The sequence below is a fragment of the Psychrobacter proteolyticus genome, assembly GCF_038155145.1.
Classification (GTDB): domain Bacteria; phylum Pseudomonadota; class Gammaproteobacteria; order Pseudomonadales; family Moraxellaceae; genus Psychrobacter; species Psychrobacter proteolyticus_B.
Window position 1 is genome coordinate 176,522 of record NZ_JBAKAY010000003.1, and the last position, 20,258, is coordinate 196,779.

General features: G+C 42.1%; 17 protein-coding genes. 14 read left to right on the forward strand and 3 right to left on the reverse strand.

The window, feature by feature from the left end:
- Positions 1 to 27 precede the first annotated feature (27 nt).
- The 8 genes from V6252_RS05085 (at position 28) to V6252_RS05120 (ending at position 9,661) form a co-directional block, all read left to right on the forward strand.
- Positions 28 to 1,212 (forward strand): mechanosensitive ion channel family protein, encoded by a 1,185-nt coding sequence (locus V6252_RS05085; RefSeq protein ID WP_228153189.1) that lies wholly within the window; start codon positions 28 to 30, stop codon positions 1,210 to 1,212.
- 150 nt (positions 1,213 to 1,362) lie between these two features.
- Positions 1,363 to 3,669 carry a bifunctional 23S rRNA (guanine(2069)-N(7))-methyltransferase RlmK/23S rRNA (guanine(2445)-N(2))-methyltransferase RlmL gene (gene rlmKL / locus V6252_RS05090; RefSeq protein WP_341609601.1) on the forward strand — a complete coding sequence of 769 codons (2,307 nt, stop codon included), beginning with the start codon at positions 1,363 to 1,365 and terminating at the stop codon, positions 3,667 to 3,669.
- Positions 3,670 to 3,948: 279 nt separating this feature from the next.
- A complete protein-coding gene (locus tag V6252_RS05095) occupies positions 3,949 to 4,524 on the forward strand; it encodes a TerD family protein (protein ID WP_057760825.1) in 576 nt (191 codons plus the stop codon).
- Positions 4,525 to 4,751: 227 nt separating this feature from the next.
- Positions 4,752 to 5,819 carry a DUF475 domain-containing protein gene (locus V6252_RS05100; RefSeq protein WP_057760827.1) on the forward strand — a complete coding sequence of 356 codons (1,068 nt, stop codon included), beginning with the start codon at positions 4,752 to 4,754 and terminating at the stop codon, positions 5,817 to 5,819.
- Positions 5,820 to 6,066: 247 nt separating this feature from the next.
- Positions 6,067 to 6,987, forward strand: coding sequence for a glutaminase (locus tag V6252_RS05105; protein WP_341609604.1), 921 nt, complete (start codon positions 6,067 to 6,069; stop codon positions 6,985 to 6,987).
- 454 nt (positions 6,988 to 7,441) lie between these two features.
- The gene (locus V6252_RS05110) at positions 7,442 to 8,017 is read left to right on the forward strand and encodes a TerD family protein (protein ID WP_057760832.1); all 576 of its coding nucleotides are present in this window, start codon (positions 7,442 to 7,444) and stop codon (positions 8,015 to 8,017) included.
- Between the two features lie 206 nt (positions 8,018 to 8,223).
- Entirely contained in the window at positions 8,224 to 8,976 is a 753-nt protein-coding gene (locus V6252_RS05115) for a TIGR00266 family protein (RefSeq protein WP_057760834.1), read from the forward strand.
- Between the two features lie 76 nt (positions 8,977 to 9,052).
- Entirely contained in the window at positions 9,053 to 9,661 is a 609-nt protein-coding gene (locus V6252_RS05120) for a TerD family protein (protein WP_057760836.1), read from the forward strand.
- Positions 9,662 to 9,782: 121 nt separating this feature from the next.
- Here the strand turns inward: V6252_RS05120 and V6252_RS05125 are convergent, their stop codons facing one another.
- Complete coding sequence (locus tag V6252_RS05125; protein ID WP_341609607.1) at positions 9,783 to 11,057, reverse strand: TerD family protein; 1,275 nt, start codon at positions 11,055 to 11,057, stop codon at positions 9,783 to 9,785.
- Positions 11,058 to 11,345: 288 nt separating this feature from the next.
- Here V6252_RS05125 and V6252_RS05130 point away from each other — a divergent pair, with 288 nt between their 5' ends.
- Positions 11,346 to 12,497, forward strand: coding sequence for an ATP-grasp domain-containing protein (locus tag V6252_RS05130; RefSeq protein ID WP_341609608.1), 1,152 nt, complete (start codon positions 11,346 to 11,348; stop codon positions 12,495 to 12,497).
- 129 nt (positions 12,498 to 12,626) lie between these two features.
- On the opposite strand, the gene V6252_RS05135 is transcribed toward V6252_RS05130, so the two are convergent.
- Both V6252_RS05135 and V6252_RS05140 read right to left on the reverse strand, forming a co-directional pair.
- Positions 12,627 to 13,367, reverse strand: a complete 741-nt coding sequence (locus V6252_RS05135; protein WP_341609612.1) for an MHYT domain-containing protein — start codon at positions 13,365 to 13,367, stop codon at positions 12,627 to 12,629.
- A 124-nt stretch (positions 13,368 to 13,491) separates the two neighbouring features.
- On the reverse strand, positions 13,492 to 14,199 hold the full coding sequence (locus V6252_RS05140; RefSeq protein WP_296211579.1) for a hypothetical protein: 708 nt from the start codon (positions 14,197 to 14,199) through the stop codon (positions 13,492 to 13,494).
- 729 nt (positions 14,200 to 14,928) lie between these two features.
- Here V6252_RS05140 and V6252_RS05145 point away from each other — a divergent pair.
- The 5 genes from V6252_RS05145 to V6252_RS05165 are packed head-to-tail and all read left to right on the forward strand — an operon-like array spanning position 14,929 to position 20,245.
- Positions 14,929 to 16,155: a trypsin-like peptidase domain-containing protein gene (locus tag V6252_RS05145; protein WP_341609615.1), complete on the forward strand. Its 1,227-nt coding sequence runs from the start codon at positions 14,929 to 14,931 to the stop codon at positions 16,153 to 16,155.
- Between the two features lie 42 nt (positions 16,156 to 16,197).
- Complete coding sequence (locus V6252_RS05150) at positions 16,198 to 17,523, forward strand: phosphoribosyltransferase domain-containing protein (protein WP_341609617.1); 1,326 nt, start codon at positions 16,198 to 16,200, stop codon at positions 17,521 to 17,523.
- A complete protein-coding gene (locus V6252_RS05155) occupies positions 17,510 to 18,184 on the forward strand; it encodes a hypothetical protein (protein ID WP_341609619.1) in 675 nt (224 codons plus the stop codon). The genes V6252_RS05150 and V6252_RS05155 overlap by 14 nt, the downstream gene beginning before the upstream one ends.
- Positions 18,181 to 19,011: an HAD hydrolase family protein gene (locus V6252_RS05160; protein ID WP_341609621.1), complete on the forward strand. Its 831-nt coding sequence runs from the start codon at positions 18,181 to 18,183 to the stop codon at positions 19,009 to 19,011. Before V6252_RS05155 ends, V6252_RS05160 begins: the two co-directional genes overlap by 4 nt.
- Positions 19,012 to 19,063: 52 nt before the next feature.
- A complete protein-coding gene (locus V6252_RS05165) occupies positions 19,064 to 20,245 on the forward strand; it encodes a cysteine protease StiP domain-containing protein (protein ID WP_341609733.1) in 1,182 nt (393 codons plus the stop codon).
- Positions 20,246 to 20,258 lie beyond the last annotated feature (13 nt).

A 20,258-nucleotide genomic window follows, 5' to 3' on the forward strand; every position in this document is an offset into this window, starting at 1 on the left:
ACAAACACACCCTGCATGGACGAAAAAATGCCAATCGCTAGTGTTACCGACTTTTTTAAAGAGATCATTCGCGACTTACATACTAGCCTATATCTTGCTCTCGGCGGCTCTATCGATGAAGAGTCACTTAATTGGTCCTCTCAAGCAGTAGAACTGGCTAGCACTGGCATCAAAATCCTAATACTGCTTGCGGTATTGGGATTTTTTTATTGGTTGGCCAATTATATCCTTAGACAAAGCCGTGCCAAAATTCGATTAAATGAGCGCCGCACCAAGATTGTCCGTTCAGTTTTGCGCTATGTCTGGATTGTCGCCAGTCTGATAGCGATTATGAGTCAGATAAACTTTGAACCAGAAACCATCAAAGCCACCGCAAAGGCAAGCACTTGGGCAGGTATCTATTACGTACTTTGGGCATCATCAGGACAAATCATTCATAGAGTCCTACAGCATTATGGTCTCAATGCTTCCATAGAGCAGCTACTCAAAAATATTTTATCTGTATTACTATTGGTACTCGGGCTTGCCAGCGTCATGGCGCAATTTGGCTTTGACATTGTATCGTTAGTGGCGGGTTTGGGTATTGTTGGTTTGGCAGTAGGTTTTGCCGCTCAGTCTACCCTTGCTAATTTTATCGCTGGTATCACCATTCTGCTTGAGCAGTCTTTTCAAGTCGGTGATTGGATTCATATCAATGACAATGAAGGGCGTGTGGTACTTATCGCGTTGCGCACCACTCATATCCTCACTCGAGACAATATCACTGTCATTATCCCAAACTCCAACGTTGCCTCATCAGAAGTCATCAACCTGACTTCCAAAAACTTTATCCGTTTTGATATTCGTGTACGTATCGCGTTCGAAGATGATATAGAAACGGCTCGCAAGGAAATCTTGCAAGTACTTAGCGATACCGATGCGGTGCTTAATCGTCCTGAGACTTCAGCGACCGTGGCAGAAATTGGTGAGTACGGGGTGTTCTTTATCGTACGTTTTTGGGTCAAACCAGCAGCCGTTGCCCGCATACCCAAAATTAAAGAAGTGCTGCAAGAAGAGATTAAAATTGCGTTTGATGCTGCCAACATTTCTACGCCCTATCCGCATATGCGATTGCTGATGCCAAAAGATGTTGACTACCCTATCGCAACCAAGCCCTTTGCAACCACCACTCAAATCGTCCCAGAGGAATTACCACTGACGAAGGGTGAGTAGAGAATTTATTTTCACGTATTTGAGTATCACATCTTAAAATCTTAAACACGGCTACTTTGAACCATCCTACTGTGAATTATGGTAAAATTGCCGGTTACACCGATTATCTTATTATTTGCTTTTTTGTCAATTTAGCCCACAGGTACCCGTATGACCGAACAAACCGCGCCCGCATCTCTAACAGCAGCTTCACCAGAGTTGTCGCTTGATCTTATTATTACCTGTGCCGATGGGCTTGAGGCACCACTGCAGACTGAGCTAACCAGTTTTGGCATTGACAGCGAAATCAGAAGTACTGGCCGTCTAGCTGTCACTGGTGGCTTACGTGAACTATATACCATCTGTCTATGGTCGCGCGTGGCCTCGCGGGTATTGATGCTGATTAAACGTAAAAACATCAATGCAGAATACGACGTTGCGGAGCAGCTATACGGCTTGGCAAAATCGGTCAATTGGACTGAGCAGTTTAGCCTAGAGCAAACCTTTGCTATCCGTCTGTCTGTCGATAAGCGTGTCGCCGTCAGTCAGCAGTTTGCCATGCTACGTATTAAAGATGCGATTGCCGATACGTTTAACGAAGTTTACGACAGCCGTCCTAACGTCGATAGCAAAAACCCAGACTTCTCTGTTTTTGCAACCATCAATGACAAGCAAGCTGAGCTATATCTAGATTTGTCCGGTACCAGTTTGCATCGCCGTGGTTACCGTGTGGCCATGACAGAAGCACCATTAAAAGAAAACTTGGCAGCCGCCCTACTCTATAGTGCTGGTTGGCACAAGAAAAACGAAGCTGGCGACGCACCTTTTTATAATGCGTTAATCGACCCAATGTGCGGCTCTGGAACGTTCCTTATCGAAGCGCTATTGATGCATTGCGACTATGCCGTGGGTATCGACAAAGCTGCCAATCAATTTGGTTTTTACCAGTGGCAGCATCATGATGAGACGCTATGGCAAGAGATGATCGATGATGCTCAAACACGTTTCCGCGAAGCATTAGAGATTGCCAATGAGCAGCCTGATACATTGCCGCTTATGTTGGGCTTTGATGCTGATAGTGGTGCGATTCTTGCCACAGAAAAAAACTTAATTGCCGCAGGTTTACAAGACCTTTTACCATTACTCGATATCGAACATCGTGCGCTTGACCAACTCAGCAACGTGCTCAAGCCATTAGTCAATGATGGTCGATTGAGCAATCCTTTGGTCATTACCAACCCACCATATGGTGAGCGTTTGGGTGATGAAGAAATGATTAAGCCGTTGTATCAAGCGATTGGGCTGATATTGCAAGACAGCTTTGCCGGTAGTGGCATTGACCCGATGCTTGGCATATTGGCCTCTCATGTCGAACAAGTAGATATTCTACCGATTAAAGAACCAAAAACTTTACGCTGTCATAATGGTGCTATCACTGTCTATTTCCGCTACGGAACGCTTATCGCTGGGCAAACAGGCAATCTTGTCAGTCGTTTTGAGAAACGCGAGATTGAAGTAGAAGATGGTCAAGACTTCATTAACCGTCTGCAAAAAAACCTTGCTAAGCTTAAGAAACTGGCCAAAAAAGACAATGTAAGCAACATTCGTGTTTACGATGCTGATTTACCTGATTTCAAAGTTGCGATCGACTTATACGGTGATTATGCGCATGTGCAAGAATATGCGCCACCAAAGACCATCCCGCCTGAAACTGCAAAAAAGCGCTTTAACTTGGCATTGATGGGTATCCGTGAAGTCTTTGATATTAACCGTGAACAGATCTTTATCAAAACGCGTGCCCGTCAGTCTGGTAACGACCAATACAGCAAGCAGAACACCACAGAAAAACGTGGTAAGTTTCATGTTGCGCGCGAAGATGGTGCCTATCTGTATGTCAACTTTACAGATTATTTAGATACTGGTCTGTTTATCGATCACCGTAATATGCGCGCTCGTATCAAAGACAACAGCCGCGGTAAAGCAGTACTTAACCTGTTCGCTTATACTTGTACCGCAAGTGTGCATGCAGCGCTTGCTGGTGCGAAAAAAGTCACTAGTGTTGATTTGTCACAGAACTATCTAGATTGGGGCAAACAAAACTTTGTCTTGAACGGTTTGGACGTTAGCCGCAATAAATACCAATTCGTTGCTGCCGATATCTTTGAGTGGATAAAAGACAATACCGAACAGTTCGATGTTATCTTTATTGATCCACCGACCTTCTCAAACTCTAAGAAATTCCAAGGTACTTTTGATGTGCAACGTGATCATGCTGCATTGATTAATCGTGCCATGAACCGCCTCACCTCTGATGGCGTCTTGTACTTCTCTAACAACTTTACGCGTTTTGAGTTAGATGAGCAGTTGACTCAGCGTTATGACATCATTGATATTACGCAAAAAACCATTGGCTTTGATTTCAACATCAAAAAACCGATTCATCAAAGCTTTGAGATTCGTCATCGTCAAAGTCTATAACTCGAAGTTTTAGATTTACAGTTTAGAATCTAAAGTCCGTAAATAGGATTTTGATAAATAAAACTATAGATTTATAGTGGCAGTATAAGTACCTGAAACTTCTGTTTTTTGCCGAATGTATATGAAATATAACAATGGCCCAATCAGCTTTGATTGGGCCATTTTTTGTTGCTATGATAGAGCGTTACTAGGCGATGGATTTGCGCAGTTATTGCGTAAGCATCGCCTTTTTTCGATGACCTTATAAAACCACTAACGTCTAATAAAAAGGATAACACCATGGCTTTATCACTTAATAAAGGCGGTAATTTATCGCTAACGAAAACTGACCCAAATTTAACCAAGCTACTTATCGGTCTTGGTTGGGATGAGCGCGCCACTTCTGGTGCTGAGTTCGATCTTGATGCTAGCGTTTTTTTGCTAAATGGCGCGGGTAAAGTGCGCGGCGATCATGACTTTATCTTTTATAATCAGCTGAAGTCTGACAATGGCGCTGTCGAGCATACTGGTGACAACCGTACTGGCGAAGGCGATGGTGATGATGAAGTTATCAAAGTAAATCTCACTCAAGTACCTGCTGATGTAGATAAAGTAGTCGTGACAGTGACTATTCATGACGCTGCTGCTCGCAGCCAGAACTTTGGTCAAGTCGCAAACGCCTTTATCCGTGTTGTTAACGAAGAGACTGGCACTGAAGTCGTACGTTTTGATCTAGCAGAAGACTACTCTGTAGAGACAGCGATGGTGTTTGGCGAAGTATATCGTCACAACGGCGAATGGAAATTCCGTGCTGTTGGTCAAGGCTATTCAGGCGGCTTGCAAGCGATGTGTCAGCAATACGGTGTCGATATCTAAAACCATTATTTACTGGTATTTAGTCTGTTATTAGTCACCGTCATTACGTCCAAAATAGCAAACCGCCATCGTTGCAAATAGTCACAATTTTTAATGGCCAAATGACTAGTAATGCTTTACGTTTCGTTTAAAATTATGCATAAAAAGTGGTTAGTAATAACCGCTTTTTTGCGGTTCATGCCTATACTAGGTAGACCTTAGCTTTACGCAACCATACAGGATGTGTCATGAGACATTTTTATTTAGACTTTATCTTCACCGCAATTGCTTTGGCAATAGCAGCATGGTGGGGATATTCACATGGCGGTATGGGTGGCATGATAGCCACTCTTTCTATTACCGCTATTTTGGCCGTCATGGAGATTTCATTATCTTTTGATAATGCGGTGGTCAATGCTTCAGTCCTTAAGGGCTGGGACGAATTTTGGAAAAAGATATTTTTAACCGTTGGTATCCTAATCGCCGTATTCGGTATGCGATTGGTCTTCCCTATTGTCATCGTCGCGGTTACTGCTGACCTTGGTATGATGGAAGTCATCAACTTGGCTTTATATAGCCCTGAAGAGTACTCAGCAAGACTGATGGCACACCATGCAGAAATCTCAGCATTTGGTGGTATTTTCTTGCTATTGGTATTCTTGAACTTTATTTTTGATGACAAAGAAGTACATTGGTTTGACTGGCTTGAGAGCCGTTTAGCCAAGCTAGGTAAAGTCGATGCCATGAGCGTATTTGTAGCGCTTATCGTCTTGATGATTGCGGTATCGTGGGCTAATGCAGAGCAGTCAAGCGCTGTCCTAATCGCAGGTGTTTGGGGTATCTTGGTTTATCTGGGCGTACAGGTTGTATCAGGTATGCTTGAAGGTGATCTGGAAGAAGACCTAGAAAACGAAGAGAATGGTTCGGGCGCTGCGGCGACCAGTGCCATTATGAAGGGCGGTATCATTGGTTTCTTATACTTAGAAGTCCTAGATGCTTCATTCAGTTTCGATGGCGTGATTGGCGCATTTGCAATTACCAATGACGTGATTGTTATCATGTTAGGTCTTGCAATTGGTGCGATGTTCGTACGTTCTATGACTATCTTCTTGGTAGACAAAGGCACGCTTGACGAGTTCATCTATCTTGAGCACGGCGCACATTATGCCATCGGTGCATTAGCACTGATTATGCTATTGTCAGTGAAGTTCCATGTACCAGAGATTATCACTGGTCTGATTGGTATTGCCTTTATTGGTTGGGCGCTGCTAGCGTCACTTCAGCATCGTAAAGCTGAGAAAGCAAGCCTGAACTAAGGCGTGTTCTCAGTGTAGTCTGTATTTAGTTATACATCTAAGCAGGTCATATCATCAGGTATGGCCTGCTTTTTTTCACACTATTTTTGCCTTACTGTTAGGTGATATTGAAGCCCCAAAATATCGGAATAACCAATAATTGAGACAATTAATGGTTAAAGTTACGTTTGCCCTGTTACTATCACCCTATCTTCAGTTAAAATCCTCATCCTTAAATAACTTGTCGAAATAAGACCCTATAAACGATATGCAAAAAATTCTTGATGATATTGCCGCAGAGATGGCAAGAGAAACTGACCGCGGCAAAGTCGCAGATTATATCCCGCAATTGGCTCATATTGATCCTAATCAGTTCGGTATAGCCGTAGCGACTCCTGATGGGCATATGTATGCAGCAGGTGATGCCAGTACACTGTTTTCGATCCAAAGTATCTCTAAGGTATTTACCTTAACAATTGGTCTTGGCAAGCTAGGCGATACACTTTGGACACATGTCGGGCGTGAACCATCTGGCGATCCTTTTAATTCAATTGTGATGCTCGAGCATGAGTCTGGCCGCCCACGCAATCCTTTTATTAATGCTGGGGCAATCGCAGTTGTCGACGCTATCATGATGGGACATGAGCCAAAAGAGACACTGGGTGAGATTTTACAGTTTGTTCACCTCATTGCAGATGATGATTCAATTCGCTTTGATCATAAAGTAGCGGCTTCTGAGATGGCGCACAAGGACCGAAATGCCTCTCTGGCGCACTTTATGAAATCCTTTGGTCGTTTAAGACACGATGTGGATAATGTATTAGGTACGTATTTTCATCAGTGCTCAATTGCAATGAACTGCCAACAGTTGGCCAGTGCCGGTCTTTATTTAGTGTCTAACGGAGTTGATAAGCACTCAGGAGTACGTGTAATCAATGAAAAACGAGCACGTCGTATTAACTCATTGATGATGATGTGTGGTCATTATGATGGCTCTGGCGAATTTGCTTACCGCGTGGGCTTACCAGGCAAAAGTGGTGTTGGTGGCGGTATTTTGACGATAGCACCTGGTAAAGGGTCTATCGCGGTTTGGTCACCAGGGCTTGATCATGTAGGTAACTCTAAGCTTGGACTAAAAGCACTAGAGCGCTTCGTACAAAAAACTGGCTGGTCGGTTTTTGCAGAATAAGAGATACATGTATATTTATCTAAATAGGTTTTTTATATAATGCCATGCTCTCATACTAGCTGCGAAGCATACCTATGCCATGAGTTAGTTTGTTCTAAGCCCATATAGTCAGTCGGTGCTTTTCAAAGCGATTGTTTTATCTAAGCTACCTTTGTGCTAAATCCCTTTTGTATGAAACATTACTTTTCATAACAATATCTTAAAGACTATTGCTAAGTTGATTAGAAATTATCAAAGATACAGAAGTATTATGTCCCTTAGTAAGCATATAGTAAGCGCACAAAATACGCCTTGCTTAGTGAGCAAACGCTTAGTATAGTAAAACCTAATGATATGCAGGGCATAGGATACAGGTAAGTTTTTATTATTTGCTCTGAGATATCAGTCACTGCACAACTTTTAGTTTATTTTTTATCAATCAATCCACTTAACTATTAATCCAAAGGATATTTGTATGGCTATTAGCTTAACAAAAGGCGGCAACGTAAACTTATCAAAAGAAGCGCCAGGTTTAACTAACATTACAGTCGGTCTAGGCTGGGATCCACGTGCCACTGACGGCCAAGAGTTTGATTTAGATGCAATCGGTTTCTTGATTAACGAAGCAGGCAAAGTCCGTAACGACCAAGATTTTATCTTTTTCAACAACCTAAAATCAGACAACGGCGCTGTTGAGCATACTGGTGATAACCGTACTGGCGAAGGCGATGGCGATGATGAGAAAATCAAAATCAATCTTGCTAGCATCCCAGCTGACGTCAACAAAGTAGCTATCTGTGCAATCATCTATGAAGGCCAAGCACGTAACCAAAACTTTGGTCAAGTTGGTGATGCTTATATCCGCGTTGTAAACGACAATGGCGAATCTGAAATCGCTCGTTATGACCTATCAGAAGATGGCAGCACTGAAACAGCGATGATTTTCGGTGAATTATATCGTCACAGCGGTGATTGGAAATTCCGTGCGGTCGGTCAAGGCTTCAGCGGTGGTCTTGGACCATTAGCAGCCTCTTATGGCGTAAATGTTTAACGTTAAAACCAACGTAAACGTTTAGCAAGCCAATTATCATAATCAGACGTCTGGTTATGATCCAATGAGCCATCAAGTGTGCCCCTTTAACGCATTTGATGGCTTTAAATTTAATTGGCTTATCATTAAAATCTATAAAGCATCTAAAAGCACACGCACACATTAAGAGCATTTAACAAAGATATTAGAATAAGGATTTGCAAGCCATGGCCGCAACATTCAGTTTAATCGGTACTATTGAACCTTTTTTGCATTGTAATCTCAAAAAAGGCGATTCAATTTATTGTGAAGCCAACGCGATGGTGATGATGGAGTCCAATCTTGAGCTGAAAGGTAAGCTACAAGGTGGGCTGATGCAGTCACTGATGCGCCGCTTTGCAAACGATGAATCGTTGTTTCAACAGCAGATTGAGGCGGTTAATGGTGAAGGCGACTGTCTGCTTGCGCCTACGCTCGATGGTGATATGCAAATCATAGAAGTTGGCAAACAGCAGTATACATTGAGTGATGGTGCGTTTGTCGCGGCTCAAACTGGCGTCGATATCAGAGCCAATATTCAGCGCAATTTAGGCGGTGCAGTATTCGGTGATACAGGCGGCTTTATGGTGATGCAGACCCAAGGCCAAGGTCAAGTCGTGGTATCTGGTTTTGGCTCGTTGTTTGAGATTGATGTCACACCAGACAAAGATGTCATTATTGATAACGGTCATGTGGTCTGCTGGGATTCGAACCTTGAATACAAACTGTCAGTTTCGACCAGTAAGAAAAAAGGCATCATGAGCAATATTATCAACTCCGTCACTAGTGGCGAAGGTATGGTTCTGAACTTCTCAGGAAGTGGCAAAGTCATTATTTGTTCACGCAATCGTGACAGTTATCAAGGTTGGATACAAAGCGTCCTAGGTAGTAGCTCAGGCGGACGTGGCGGCGGTGGTGGCTTCTTAGACAATATCTTATAGTGCATTTCGCAATTTATCACATTCTTTAGCATTATTTTTAAACGGTTTTACTCACAATTATTATAAGGATACTCACATGGCAGTTAGTCTTCAAAAAGGTCAAAAAATCTCCCTAAGCAAAGAAGCGGGCGGCGAGCTGACTCAAGTTAAATTGGGTCTAGGCTGGGATGTCGCTCAAGGGCCACAAGATAAAAAAGGTGGCTTCTTAGGAAAATTATTCGGCGGCGGTTCTGGCGGCGACTCTATCGATTTAGATGCTTCATGCATCATGTTCGATGCTAACAAGCAAGCGGTCGATGCCATTTGGTTCAGTCAGCTAAAATCGAAAGACGGCAGTATCGTGCATACTGGCGATAACCGTACTGGCGACGGCGATGGTGATGATGAAGTCATCAATGTCGATCTCTCAAGAGTACCTGCCAATGTGGTCTCATTGGTATTCACGGTTAATAGCTTTACTGGTCAAACGTTTGAGACAGTAGAAAATGCGTTTTGCCGTATTGTTAATGCCAATAACAATAGTGAAGTAGCACGTTATAACTTGTCTGCCCAAGGTGGACATACAGCGATGGTAATGGCAAAGGTTTATCGTCATAACAATGAATGGAAAATGCATGCGATTGGCGAGACAGCTTCTGGCCGCACCTTCCACGACTTAATGCCTGCTATCACACCGCATGCGTAATTGACTTTAGACTCTAACTGGATTATTAACAATCTAGTTAAATAGTCTATTTCAAAAAAGAGCGGCCCATCTATCAATAGATGGGCCGCTCTTTTATATTTATTACTTATAATTAAGAATACTATTTACGTCCACGCTTCCAGCTAAAGCCCCAATTAAACGCTTTGTCCATTTCTTGATGACCTTTGAAGTATTGGTTGATACGCTCAACATTGATACTGCCTTGCTGATTGACCAAACGGGCAATGGCACACATTGGTAGATTACCTGTACCTTCGGTCAGACGTGTCTCAATCGGTGATTGCTCTGGCACATGGATAGTTACAACCCCATCGGTTTTTTCCCAGTTGGGTGCGCCTTCGTAGATAAATGCAAAAATAAATACCTCTTCAATCTGCGACCATTGCTGACCATTGATATCTAGCCATTCACCGCCACTTACCTGCCCCGTTCTATCATCCGCACGTAGGCAAACATAAGGCGCTGATTGCAAGCTACCAAAGCGATTGCCCAATGCTTGAATAAGGGTTTTTTCACCATTTTTTAGATGAATCATAGCACCCACATCTAAATCGATACCGCTTGATTGATGCTGCTTAAACAGATCTCCCAGTATGCCTTTCTTGGGCGCTGCTTTATCACTTTGAGGGCGTTGGTTCCAGTCTAAATTGACTGATATTTTGCCAAAGTCATCACGTTTTTTAAGATTAATGCTAGATTGGTTTTTTGTTAATGTTATTTTACTTAGGTTAATCGAAGGGTTAGCAGGAATTGGTGGCGGGTTGTTAGCTTGAGACGTGTTGCCTGCTTTTTGCGTATTGATTGGGCGCTGCGTATTGATAGGTTGAGGTTGGTTTGGTGCAGGATTATGATTTTGGGCAGGTGCCTCATCAGCGATTTCCACACCGAAATGCTCAGATAAAGGTTTTAACCCTCCCTCAAATCCTTGGGCGATAAAACGAAATTTCCAGTGTCCTTGTCTGCGATAGCATTCAGCCAATATAATGGCTTTTTCGTTACGGCCTGCGCTACTCAGCTGACAGGTCATCAGCACTTGACTGCCCTGCAAGACTTGAATGTCTACATCACCAACTTGTGACAATGTTTGCGCACTAGAAAACGCTAGGGCAATTTTCTCAATAGTTGCAGGCTGTGCAGACAAATTAACATCAAAAAACCCATCACTATCATGACCGCGAAAGCTAACACTACCATCATCACTACGTGTCTGACCATAAAATATCATGTCACCATCACCGCGTACTTTGCCGTCATTAGTCAGACGATAAGCGGCACAATCAATGGCGTTTTGGCTTAAAATACGAATGCTAATATTGTCAGTTGGTAGTGGCGCATTGGCACCTGCAATTAGTTTTTGAGGTTGGTTTTGACTCATCATACGTCCTTTAGATTATTTATTATGCTGTTGTCATTGTCATGCCGACTATCATCATATAGTAGCATGGATATTATGAAAGTTTTGAATCAGGCAATCGTGATATAAGCGATAAAGTCATCCTTACAAATCCCTATGACTATTTTATTAGAGGCGTTTATAACGCATATCATTTGTATATAATACGTCCTATTAAACCGTATACCTTTGCTAATATTACTACTAGATTTGCAGTAGCAATATTGACCTACCCATTCCCCGATACCTAATGATAACGCTGAGAGAATTATGAATAATCTTGCTGACAATAGTAACCCTTCAATACTAGTAGCGGCGTGGTTAGCTGAAGGCCAATCTAGCCAGCGTGATATGTTAGAGAGCTTACAAAGTCTAAAGAGCAAATCAAGCAGTCCTTCAAACAACCCTTTTCAAGTTATTGCCTCACACCGTCATGATAGACCTGAAATTTTTGAATTCGCCGATATGATTTATCGCGAGCCATCTGACTCGATCGTAGATACTGATAACCACATGACTGGCGAAACTGCTATACCACGCTGGCAGTTCGTATTAGAACAAGCTCAAAAGCATAACGTAAAAGTACTACTGACTGGACGCAATGGTATCGATTATGAAGTGCATCGTGAGAAATTTGACGCTGTTGGTATTCGCTTATTGACGGGCGCAACCAGCGTGGCGGCACTAGAGTCAATCGATGATAAATTTGCTTTTATGCAGCACTGTCACACTCATAATATTCCAGTGGCAGACGCATGGCGTTTTGATAATACTACTGAGCTTGAGGATTTATTAGCTGAGCATGGTGACCAGCCTCTATGTGTCAAACCTGTTGTCGGTATTTTTGCCCAAGGGTTTTGGCGACTAGACACTGGTAAAGAATATGACGAGCAGTACGATAGCTTTGAGCACTTATATTTCACTGAAGAGAAAAAAATCAACACAGCTCAGTTTGTGAATGCCTATGCTAACAGCGAAATGGTACACGATCGCCCTATTCCAATGTTGCTTATGCCTTATCTGTCAGGGCAAGAGTACTCTATCGATGTGGTCTGTGAATATGGTGAAGTCCTGGCTGCTGTCACTCGTCATAAAACAGGAAAAATACAACATGTTGGTTATGAACAGTCTGTCATGGATGTCGTAATCCCACTGATTAGGGCTTTTGGCTGTGATGGCATCGTCAGCGTACAAACCAAAGCTGATGATAGCGGTCAGCACCGAGTTCTTGAGATTAATAGCCGCCCATCAGGTGGTATTGGCTATACTTCTCATAGTGGAATTGATCTGACGCAGGTCGGATTTTCTTACTGGTTGGGGTTATCAGAGAAACCTAACTTAGAGACCAATATTCAGCATATTGAACCATGCCAAGTACGCTCTATTATGTTGAGTGTGAAAATTGAAAAGGGTGATGAATAAATAGTCCGCAAGGCATGCACGTGGTTAGTAAATGATTTGAACAAGCACAAAAAAGGATTTTTAGATATTAATCTAAAAACCCTTTTTTTGGCTTCGGTTCTAAGGTGTATTAAAAACGAACGCTTTGAATTATTCACCAAACGCTAGTGTTGTTTGCTTAGGTGCATTTTTAGAAGCAATGAACCATAACAAGCTCAATACAACGGCTGAACCGATGAAAATCATAATAGATGAAGAAATTGCACCTGCATGTGTATAGTCCATCGGCATCACATGGTCAGTCATTGTCATTTCCATCGCGGCTATACCAGTGTAATGCATACCACAAACGGCAAGACCCATGATAAACGCACTACCAAAACGCTGTAATGAACCACGCAAATTAAATGCCAACCATAGTGCAGCGATAGCGGCTGCAATAGCAATCACAATTGATACCATTAATAACGGTATATTGTATGACATGGTAGCTTCCATTTGCATAGAGGCCATACCCGTATAATGCATAGCTGCGACACCAAGTCCAGTAAGCACACCACCACCGATCAGTTTACCAATGCTTGAATCACCGCGACCTACGATAAGGACACCGACAGCAACGAAACAAATCGCAAGTAGCATTGAGACAATCGTTAACCCTAAATCATAGGTAACAGGCATTTTCATATCTACTGCCATCATACCGATATAGTGCATAGACCAAATCGCACCCCCGATTGCAATCGAAGATAGCGCAACCCAAAAATATAAATCTGTTCCTGGCTTGGCAGAAGGAACTCGAATGGCTAGGTTTAGGCCGACATAAGAACCAAACACTGCAATGGCGTATGAGACCAACACCAAAAGTAAGTTATATTCAACTTCAATCATTTTTTTGCCTTTTATCTATCATAAAAACTGAGCCAAATAACGTTACTTCAATCACAACACAGTGCGTCATTCGCTCATTAGTATTTGTTTTACACAGACATTAGATTATCTATGCATAATATTTTTACCCAATGGTAAATTCGCAAATGTTGGTACTGCCCGCACCACAATTAGTTTCTTTAACCTGAACCATATCGACAGCAGGATTGCTTGCTAAAAAGCCTTCTATATAACCTACAATAAAATGGCATCCTGAATGATTATGGTCTGACGATTTACAAAACGGACATTTGATTAAATAAATTACATTGTTCTTTGCTTTAACTTTAGAAAGCCCCTTTAGTGCTGGCACAAGTTCGCGAGTAATCGTAGTAGGCATCTTTAACGGACTACCAAGTGAATAATCACGTTGGTAAATTCCGCCACCAACCTTACGGCCCAATTCGTGCAATGCAGTCATGCGTTGATCACTGGGCAAACTATCTTCATACTGACCGACAATATCTGCTATTTTAGGGTAGTACGCGCCGATGGCTGATAGAACACTCTTCTCATCCAATGTCTTTTTTGCAGGGGCAGCTGACGAGCCACCCTCGTCATCTATTTCTAGATTAAAAAGCGTACATCCTTCGATCGAAGATAAGTCATCGATTAAATCTTCCTGCGTTTTAGACCCCAGACTTCTTGCAATCACGTGAATGATGTTACCACCATTCTCTGAAGCCTCCTGTCTTTGGGAGACTAGCTGATAACCTGCTTTGATAAGCGGCGAAATAACATTGACCAAACGAATACGTTCAGAAGACGTTTCTAATGCACAAGAGAATTTCATAGAGCACTCCTTTTCTTAAAATACTGCTACGCTTTCTTCTATCAAGCTCTCTACATAAAGTAATTAACAAATATGAATAACGTTTTAAAGATCCGGCCAACTGACTTTCTCACAATATAAAAAATATTCAGACATCAACCACACAATAGTTTTTGTATATCTTTTATATTATAAGAAATGAAATATATTCAGTAGATGAAACTTCAATTTTATAGTTATTAAGCATATAAACGATTTAACAACTAGAAATTCATTAATCTTAAAGCAGTAATGAGCTTGAAAACAAGATTGAGATAAATATGTTTAAATAAACTACTATTCTTAAATTCTTATGATAACACTTACTCACAGTGAAGTTACTAAATAGCAATAGATTTTGATTGTATTATTACTGGAATTTTGTTTTGTAGCAATACACTATAAGGTATTGTCCGATAAATGGCTACATTAGCCGACAAATGGCTAGACTATAGAGCCACATCGTTGTTCTATAAAAATAATGTATTATTTAAAAAATCTTGACAACTATTTATATCTATCTATTTTGATATTTCTATTATGCAATTAATCTTAACTGTATATTAAAACATCTATTACTGTTTTCTCTTGGTAGAATGATAGGTACAAAATAAAGTCAAAACCCTTTATGTGGTCAGACTTTAGTCTCAAGGATAAAATCATTAAACAATAAAAATAATTATAATCGCGCAAATAGACTAAGGAAATGTGATGTCGAAGCAAGTTGAGTTAATGCTAGGGGCCAATACGGTTATCGAAAACACCAAATGTTCGATCGCATTTTCTACTACTAAACCATTAGAGTTTGGACAGCAGCTTGGACTATTGTGGTTGCCATTAGATGCCAATCGTAAAGCAGTTTGTAGTCCTGCTTATTTACATGAGTCTAAAGACTGGGCTCAGCTCGATAACAAGGATAATCCAAGTACATGGCAGTTAGATTTACCCCAGTTATTTGATAAAAATAATGTTAGTTTCTTACAACTGATTGCTTATGTTTATCATGATCCAAGCCTAAACTTGCCAGCGGTAGAGTTAAATGACGTAAGCCTCACGCTCAACAACGGGGATATTCGCTACAACTTCACAACAAACGAGCGGCATGTCAAAGCGGCGATTATATTAGAAATATATCAGCGTAATGGACAGTTCAAATGTCGGGCGCTTGGCGAGGCATCAACGCAAGGCTTGGCGAGCCTTGAACATCATGTACAGGTTAGTCTGGATGTTCGTCCACCTAGCATACATACGCTTATTCAAGAAGCGCAACAGCAGCAGCGTACTCATCCAAGCAACGAAGCTCGCCTTCCTCGTCAAGTACAAGCAGGCGAAACTTGGACAGGAACAGCGTTTGCTATTGATCCCTATCATCTGCTCACTTGCTATCATGTGATTGAGTCAGCAGCGATGGTTGGCGTACGTCAGCAAGGTCAGCCTGATCGCGAGGCACAAGTCGTACTCAGCGATATCGGAAGCGACTCAGCTATTATTAGAGTTAGTGATCCTTTGCCTAGCTACCTTCCATTGGCGCAGCAGTGTGTTGATATATTGGGTGAGACCATTACCACAATGGGGTTTCCGTTGTCAGGACTGAGTAGCCAACTGCAAGTCACCCAAGGCTGTATATCAGGATTAACAGGTTTAAATAACGATATCCGTCATATGCAATTCACCGCACCCATTCAGCCCGGTTCTAGTGGTAGTCCTTTATTATTGCCGACTGGAGAGGTGGTCGGTATGGTCACATCAAGTCTGGTTCATGAACATGCACAAAATATGAACTATGCGGTGAAATTTCAGTTATTATCTGCCCTACTGGCGAGCGCTGGCATCAGTTTGGAGAACACGACTGATTTGACCAGTGCTACGCCTCTTACAACACCTCAGCTAAGCAAGCAAAGTCGCAGTGCCTTATGGCTGGTTGGCTGTCAGGGTTAAGAAATCTATTCGATATATAAATAAAAGCGCCAAGGAATATGAATGTTAAATGAGCAACACAGTACGACCATCACCCTACCCCGTGGTACGCTAGATCTGACTTACCAAACCAACTCAGCCACTAATAAATCAGTCACTAATAAAAATGGCGTAGAACAACGCGACCGTTATCAATTAGAAGATTTGCTAGGATTTGCACAGCGTATTAATCCAAAACGGGCGTTTCTGTTTGTCTCAAAAGTGCTAGGTCGTCATATTCCCGTTGCGCCAAGCATCATGCGAGAAGCATTTACTGATTTGGCTGACTTAGTGCCTAATGACTTGCCTGAGCCAGTTCTAGTCATTGGTATGGCAGAGACCGCTGTTGGTCTATCTGCTGGCGTCCATCAAGCGCTACAAACGCGCTATCCTCAAGCTCTGCTGTTAAACTCTACGCGTCATGCACAGCACGATGAAAGTAGTGATCCGAATGGTACCGACTCCTTGCTGACGACGTTTTGTGAAGATCACAGTCATGCCAGCCAGCATTTGATTTATCAGAGCAAAGATAGCGTTACTCAAGCGCAGCTCCTGGCCAGTAAAACACTGATTATGGTCGATGATGAAGCCTCAACGGGCAATACCTGTGTTAATGTCGTCACTGCCTTACGTGAAGCAGGACTGACCCAGTTAGAGCAAGTACATCTGACGACACTGGTGGACTGGTCATTAGATCAAGAAAAACCTCACCCACAGTCAGATGCTAAGCCTGCACGTATGGCGGATCGTCTCGCTGGTATTGAGTTTCATCGTCATCATTTACTGTCTGGTGCATGGCAATGGACAGATGCACCCAATCCTGAACCTATTACGATGCCATCGGTTGATACTACTGCCGCTGGTAGTCAGGCGCTCGGTGATACGGGCAACTGGGGGCGTTTTCCAACGCTAGACAGTACAGAGGGTTTTGCTAACTACCTTTCGAGTTTTCAGGCTACATTTACGCGCTTCGATGATCAAGAAAACTTTGATGTTACTCAGCTACCAAAAAGAATCCTAGTATTGGGTAGCAATGAGTTTGTTTGGTTGCCATTTCTATTGGCTGAATGGCTTGAAGTAGAGTCTAAAAAACTGAGCGGAAATACAGCGTGCATGGTTAATTTTAGCGCATTAACCCGCTCACCGATTGCGCTTGGTGGAGCGATTACCACGATGCTGAGCTTCAGCGATAACTACGGGCTTGGTATGACCAATTTTGCTTATAACGTTGAGCCTAGTGATTGGGATTTGATTGTGTTGTGTATAGAAACATCAGCTGATAGTGTGGATGCTATGTGGCGAGGTTTGGATAATGTGCTAGTGGTAGGTGCAGGTCATGGAAATAGCTGAGATCCTGACTTATATCAAAATCATTACAGGGTTTGGTGAATCCTCACTAGCAATCATAGCGCTTATATTTTCCGGTATTTTCTTATTAGTAAAGCTTTTTATTTATATCGTTAATCGTGTTGATGCTAAAGATGATAAACAGTTTGAAATGCTCTATAAAATAATTGATGACGAAAATTTTCTTGAACGACTGAGTAACCAACCATTCCTAATCAAGCAACTTTTTTACAAGCGCTTGTACCTACTCAAAGACTATAAGGTTGAAGAAATAGAGTTTCTGATGTCTCAGAAGTTTTTAAAAATTAACCTACATGAGCTTAGCGCTTTAAAATCAGGTTCTATAATAAGATTCGAAGATGGACAGTACATCAAGAAGGTTAGAGGTTTAAGTAGCTATTGGAGCAATAACTATCATCGATTCAATATTTTCATTATTATTTTTTTCTTGATCTGGATACTGATAGTAGGTTTTTTATCTCTCGTTCTCTTTCAAAATCAAACACTATTTTATATTGCAACGATACCTCTCTACATACTAGAAGCATATTTATTATTCAAAATTGATGCAGTAAGAACTTATTTGAGAACAAAAAACTTGATAGACGAATTTGTACATCAAAGTCAATTATTCAAAGACAATCAATGCAATAGGAACATATGACTATCTCATTCTTTAAAGCCAACCCAGACATTATTAAGCCTTATGCCTTGATGGATTTGGACGACACGCTATTCCAAACCCAGCGCAAAATTGATGCATGGGACTTGCCCACTACTGAACCTGAAACTTTGGTATGTGCGACGGTCAATAAACAAGACGAGCCTTTGAGCTTTATGAGCCAGCGCCAAGCAACCTTTTTTAACTGGCTACTTGCCAGCACTGATTTAATCGTAGTGACGGCGCGGGATCGTAGTGAGATTAAACGCGTTAAATTGCCCTTTGATAGCTGGCAAGTATTAACTCATGGGGCGATTATTTTAACGTCTGACGGAGCGCTGCTGAGCAGTTGGCAGCAGCATATGTATGCCAAACTTGAGTCATTGCAAGATAAGCTTAATAAATTAAGCGAATTGTTTGCCAGTCATAGTCAAAGCGAGCAAAGTCATTTAGTATTTACACCGCATATCGATAACTTTAACAATGGTTCTGATGATGAAGAGCTAACCATTTATCTGGCTATCAAACATGCGCAAAAAGATCATCAAGCGCTCGTAGATTTAGCTGAGAAACTGCCCACTTTGATACGTGATTTTGATCAAGATTTCTATCTACATGTGAACGCTAATAACTTAGCGATATTGCCTCATGCGGTTCATAAGCGTCATGCGGTACAGTTTTTATTAGAGCATCATTTAGACCATCAGCGTCCCAGTTTTGGCTTTGGTGATAGCTTAGCTGACCTGCCTTTCTTGCAGTTATTGGACTGGTACGGTATGCCCAATCATGGCCAACTGCATGAGCAATACCAGTCTAAATCGTCAATTTAAACTGCAGCCACGCAAATCCACTGTTATCATCAAGAGTGCTATTATTCATACTATGACTTTACCTAATATACAGATAAAAAGAGCGGCTCTGCAAAACTATGGCTCAGGTAGTTATCTTGCAAGCGATGTCACTGTCCTACTCGATATGGTAGATAAAGACGCAGTTGCCGATGTGCCCGTCAGTCAAAAAGAAGCGCTTATCCAAAGCGGACAACGCCATTACTCTGACATGCTGACTTTAGAGCAAGCACCTACTGCAATGCATGAGCAACTATACATACAGGCATTAGAGCAAGGCTCAACAAGGACAGCGACTGATATCGCTCATTTGTCTCATACGCTACATCATGTTTTTCAGCAGAATGTGAATGATGAGCATCCACTGATTTTGGTCAGCTTGGTGCGAGCTGGTCTGCCAATTGGGGTGTTATTGCAGCGTGCGCTGTCGGATACAGACAGTAGCTATCACCTGCCAAGTGTACATTATGGCATCAGTATCATTCGGGATCGTGGTCTTGATCCAGTGGCCCTGCAAATGCTACTAGAGGCTTATCCAAACAGTCCAGTCGTATTCGTCGATGGTTGGACAGGTAAAGGTGCTATTTATAAAGAGTTGGCTCGTAGTCTAGAGACGTTTAGCGATTATACTCATGTTAATTTCGCTAATATTTTTCATCAAGGCGCTAACGTCATTCCGTTACTGACTCTTGCCGATCCTGCTGGCGTTGCTTGGCTCGCAGCTAGTGAAGAAGACTGGTTAATCCCATCGGGTTTGTTGAATAGCACTGTATCGGGATTAATTTCACGTAGCTTGTATACAGAGCCGTCATCAGGCCTGCATCGCAGTGTCTTTTATGATGATTTAATTGAGGTAGATCATAGCTTGGCATTTATCGAGCGTATCGATGCCGTGAGACGATCATTGGCTGCAACTCCAACGCATTTACCGATTTACCAGCAGCCACGCTACCAGACTGCGGCGTTGATAGAGACGCTGGCAGCACATTATCATATCGTCAATCGTAACCGTATTAAGCCGACTATTGCCGAGGCAACACGTGCTATATTACGCCGTGATCCAGAGCGCATATTGCTCGCCACTGCTGAGCACCCTGATACCGTACTGCTACGCCATTTATGTGCGCAACGAAACATCACTATTAGTGTATTAGGTGATAAAATACTGCCTTATCAAGCCATCACGCTTATCAAGCAGCGCTCCCAAGACACTTAATACATTTACCAGT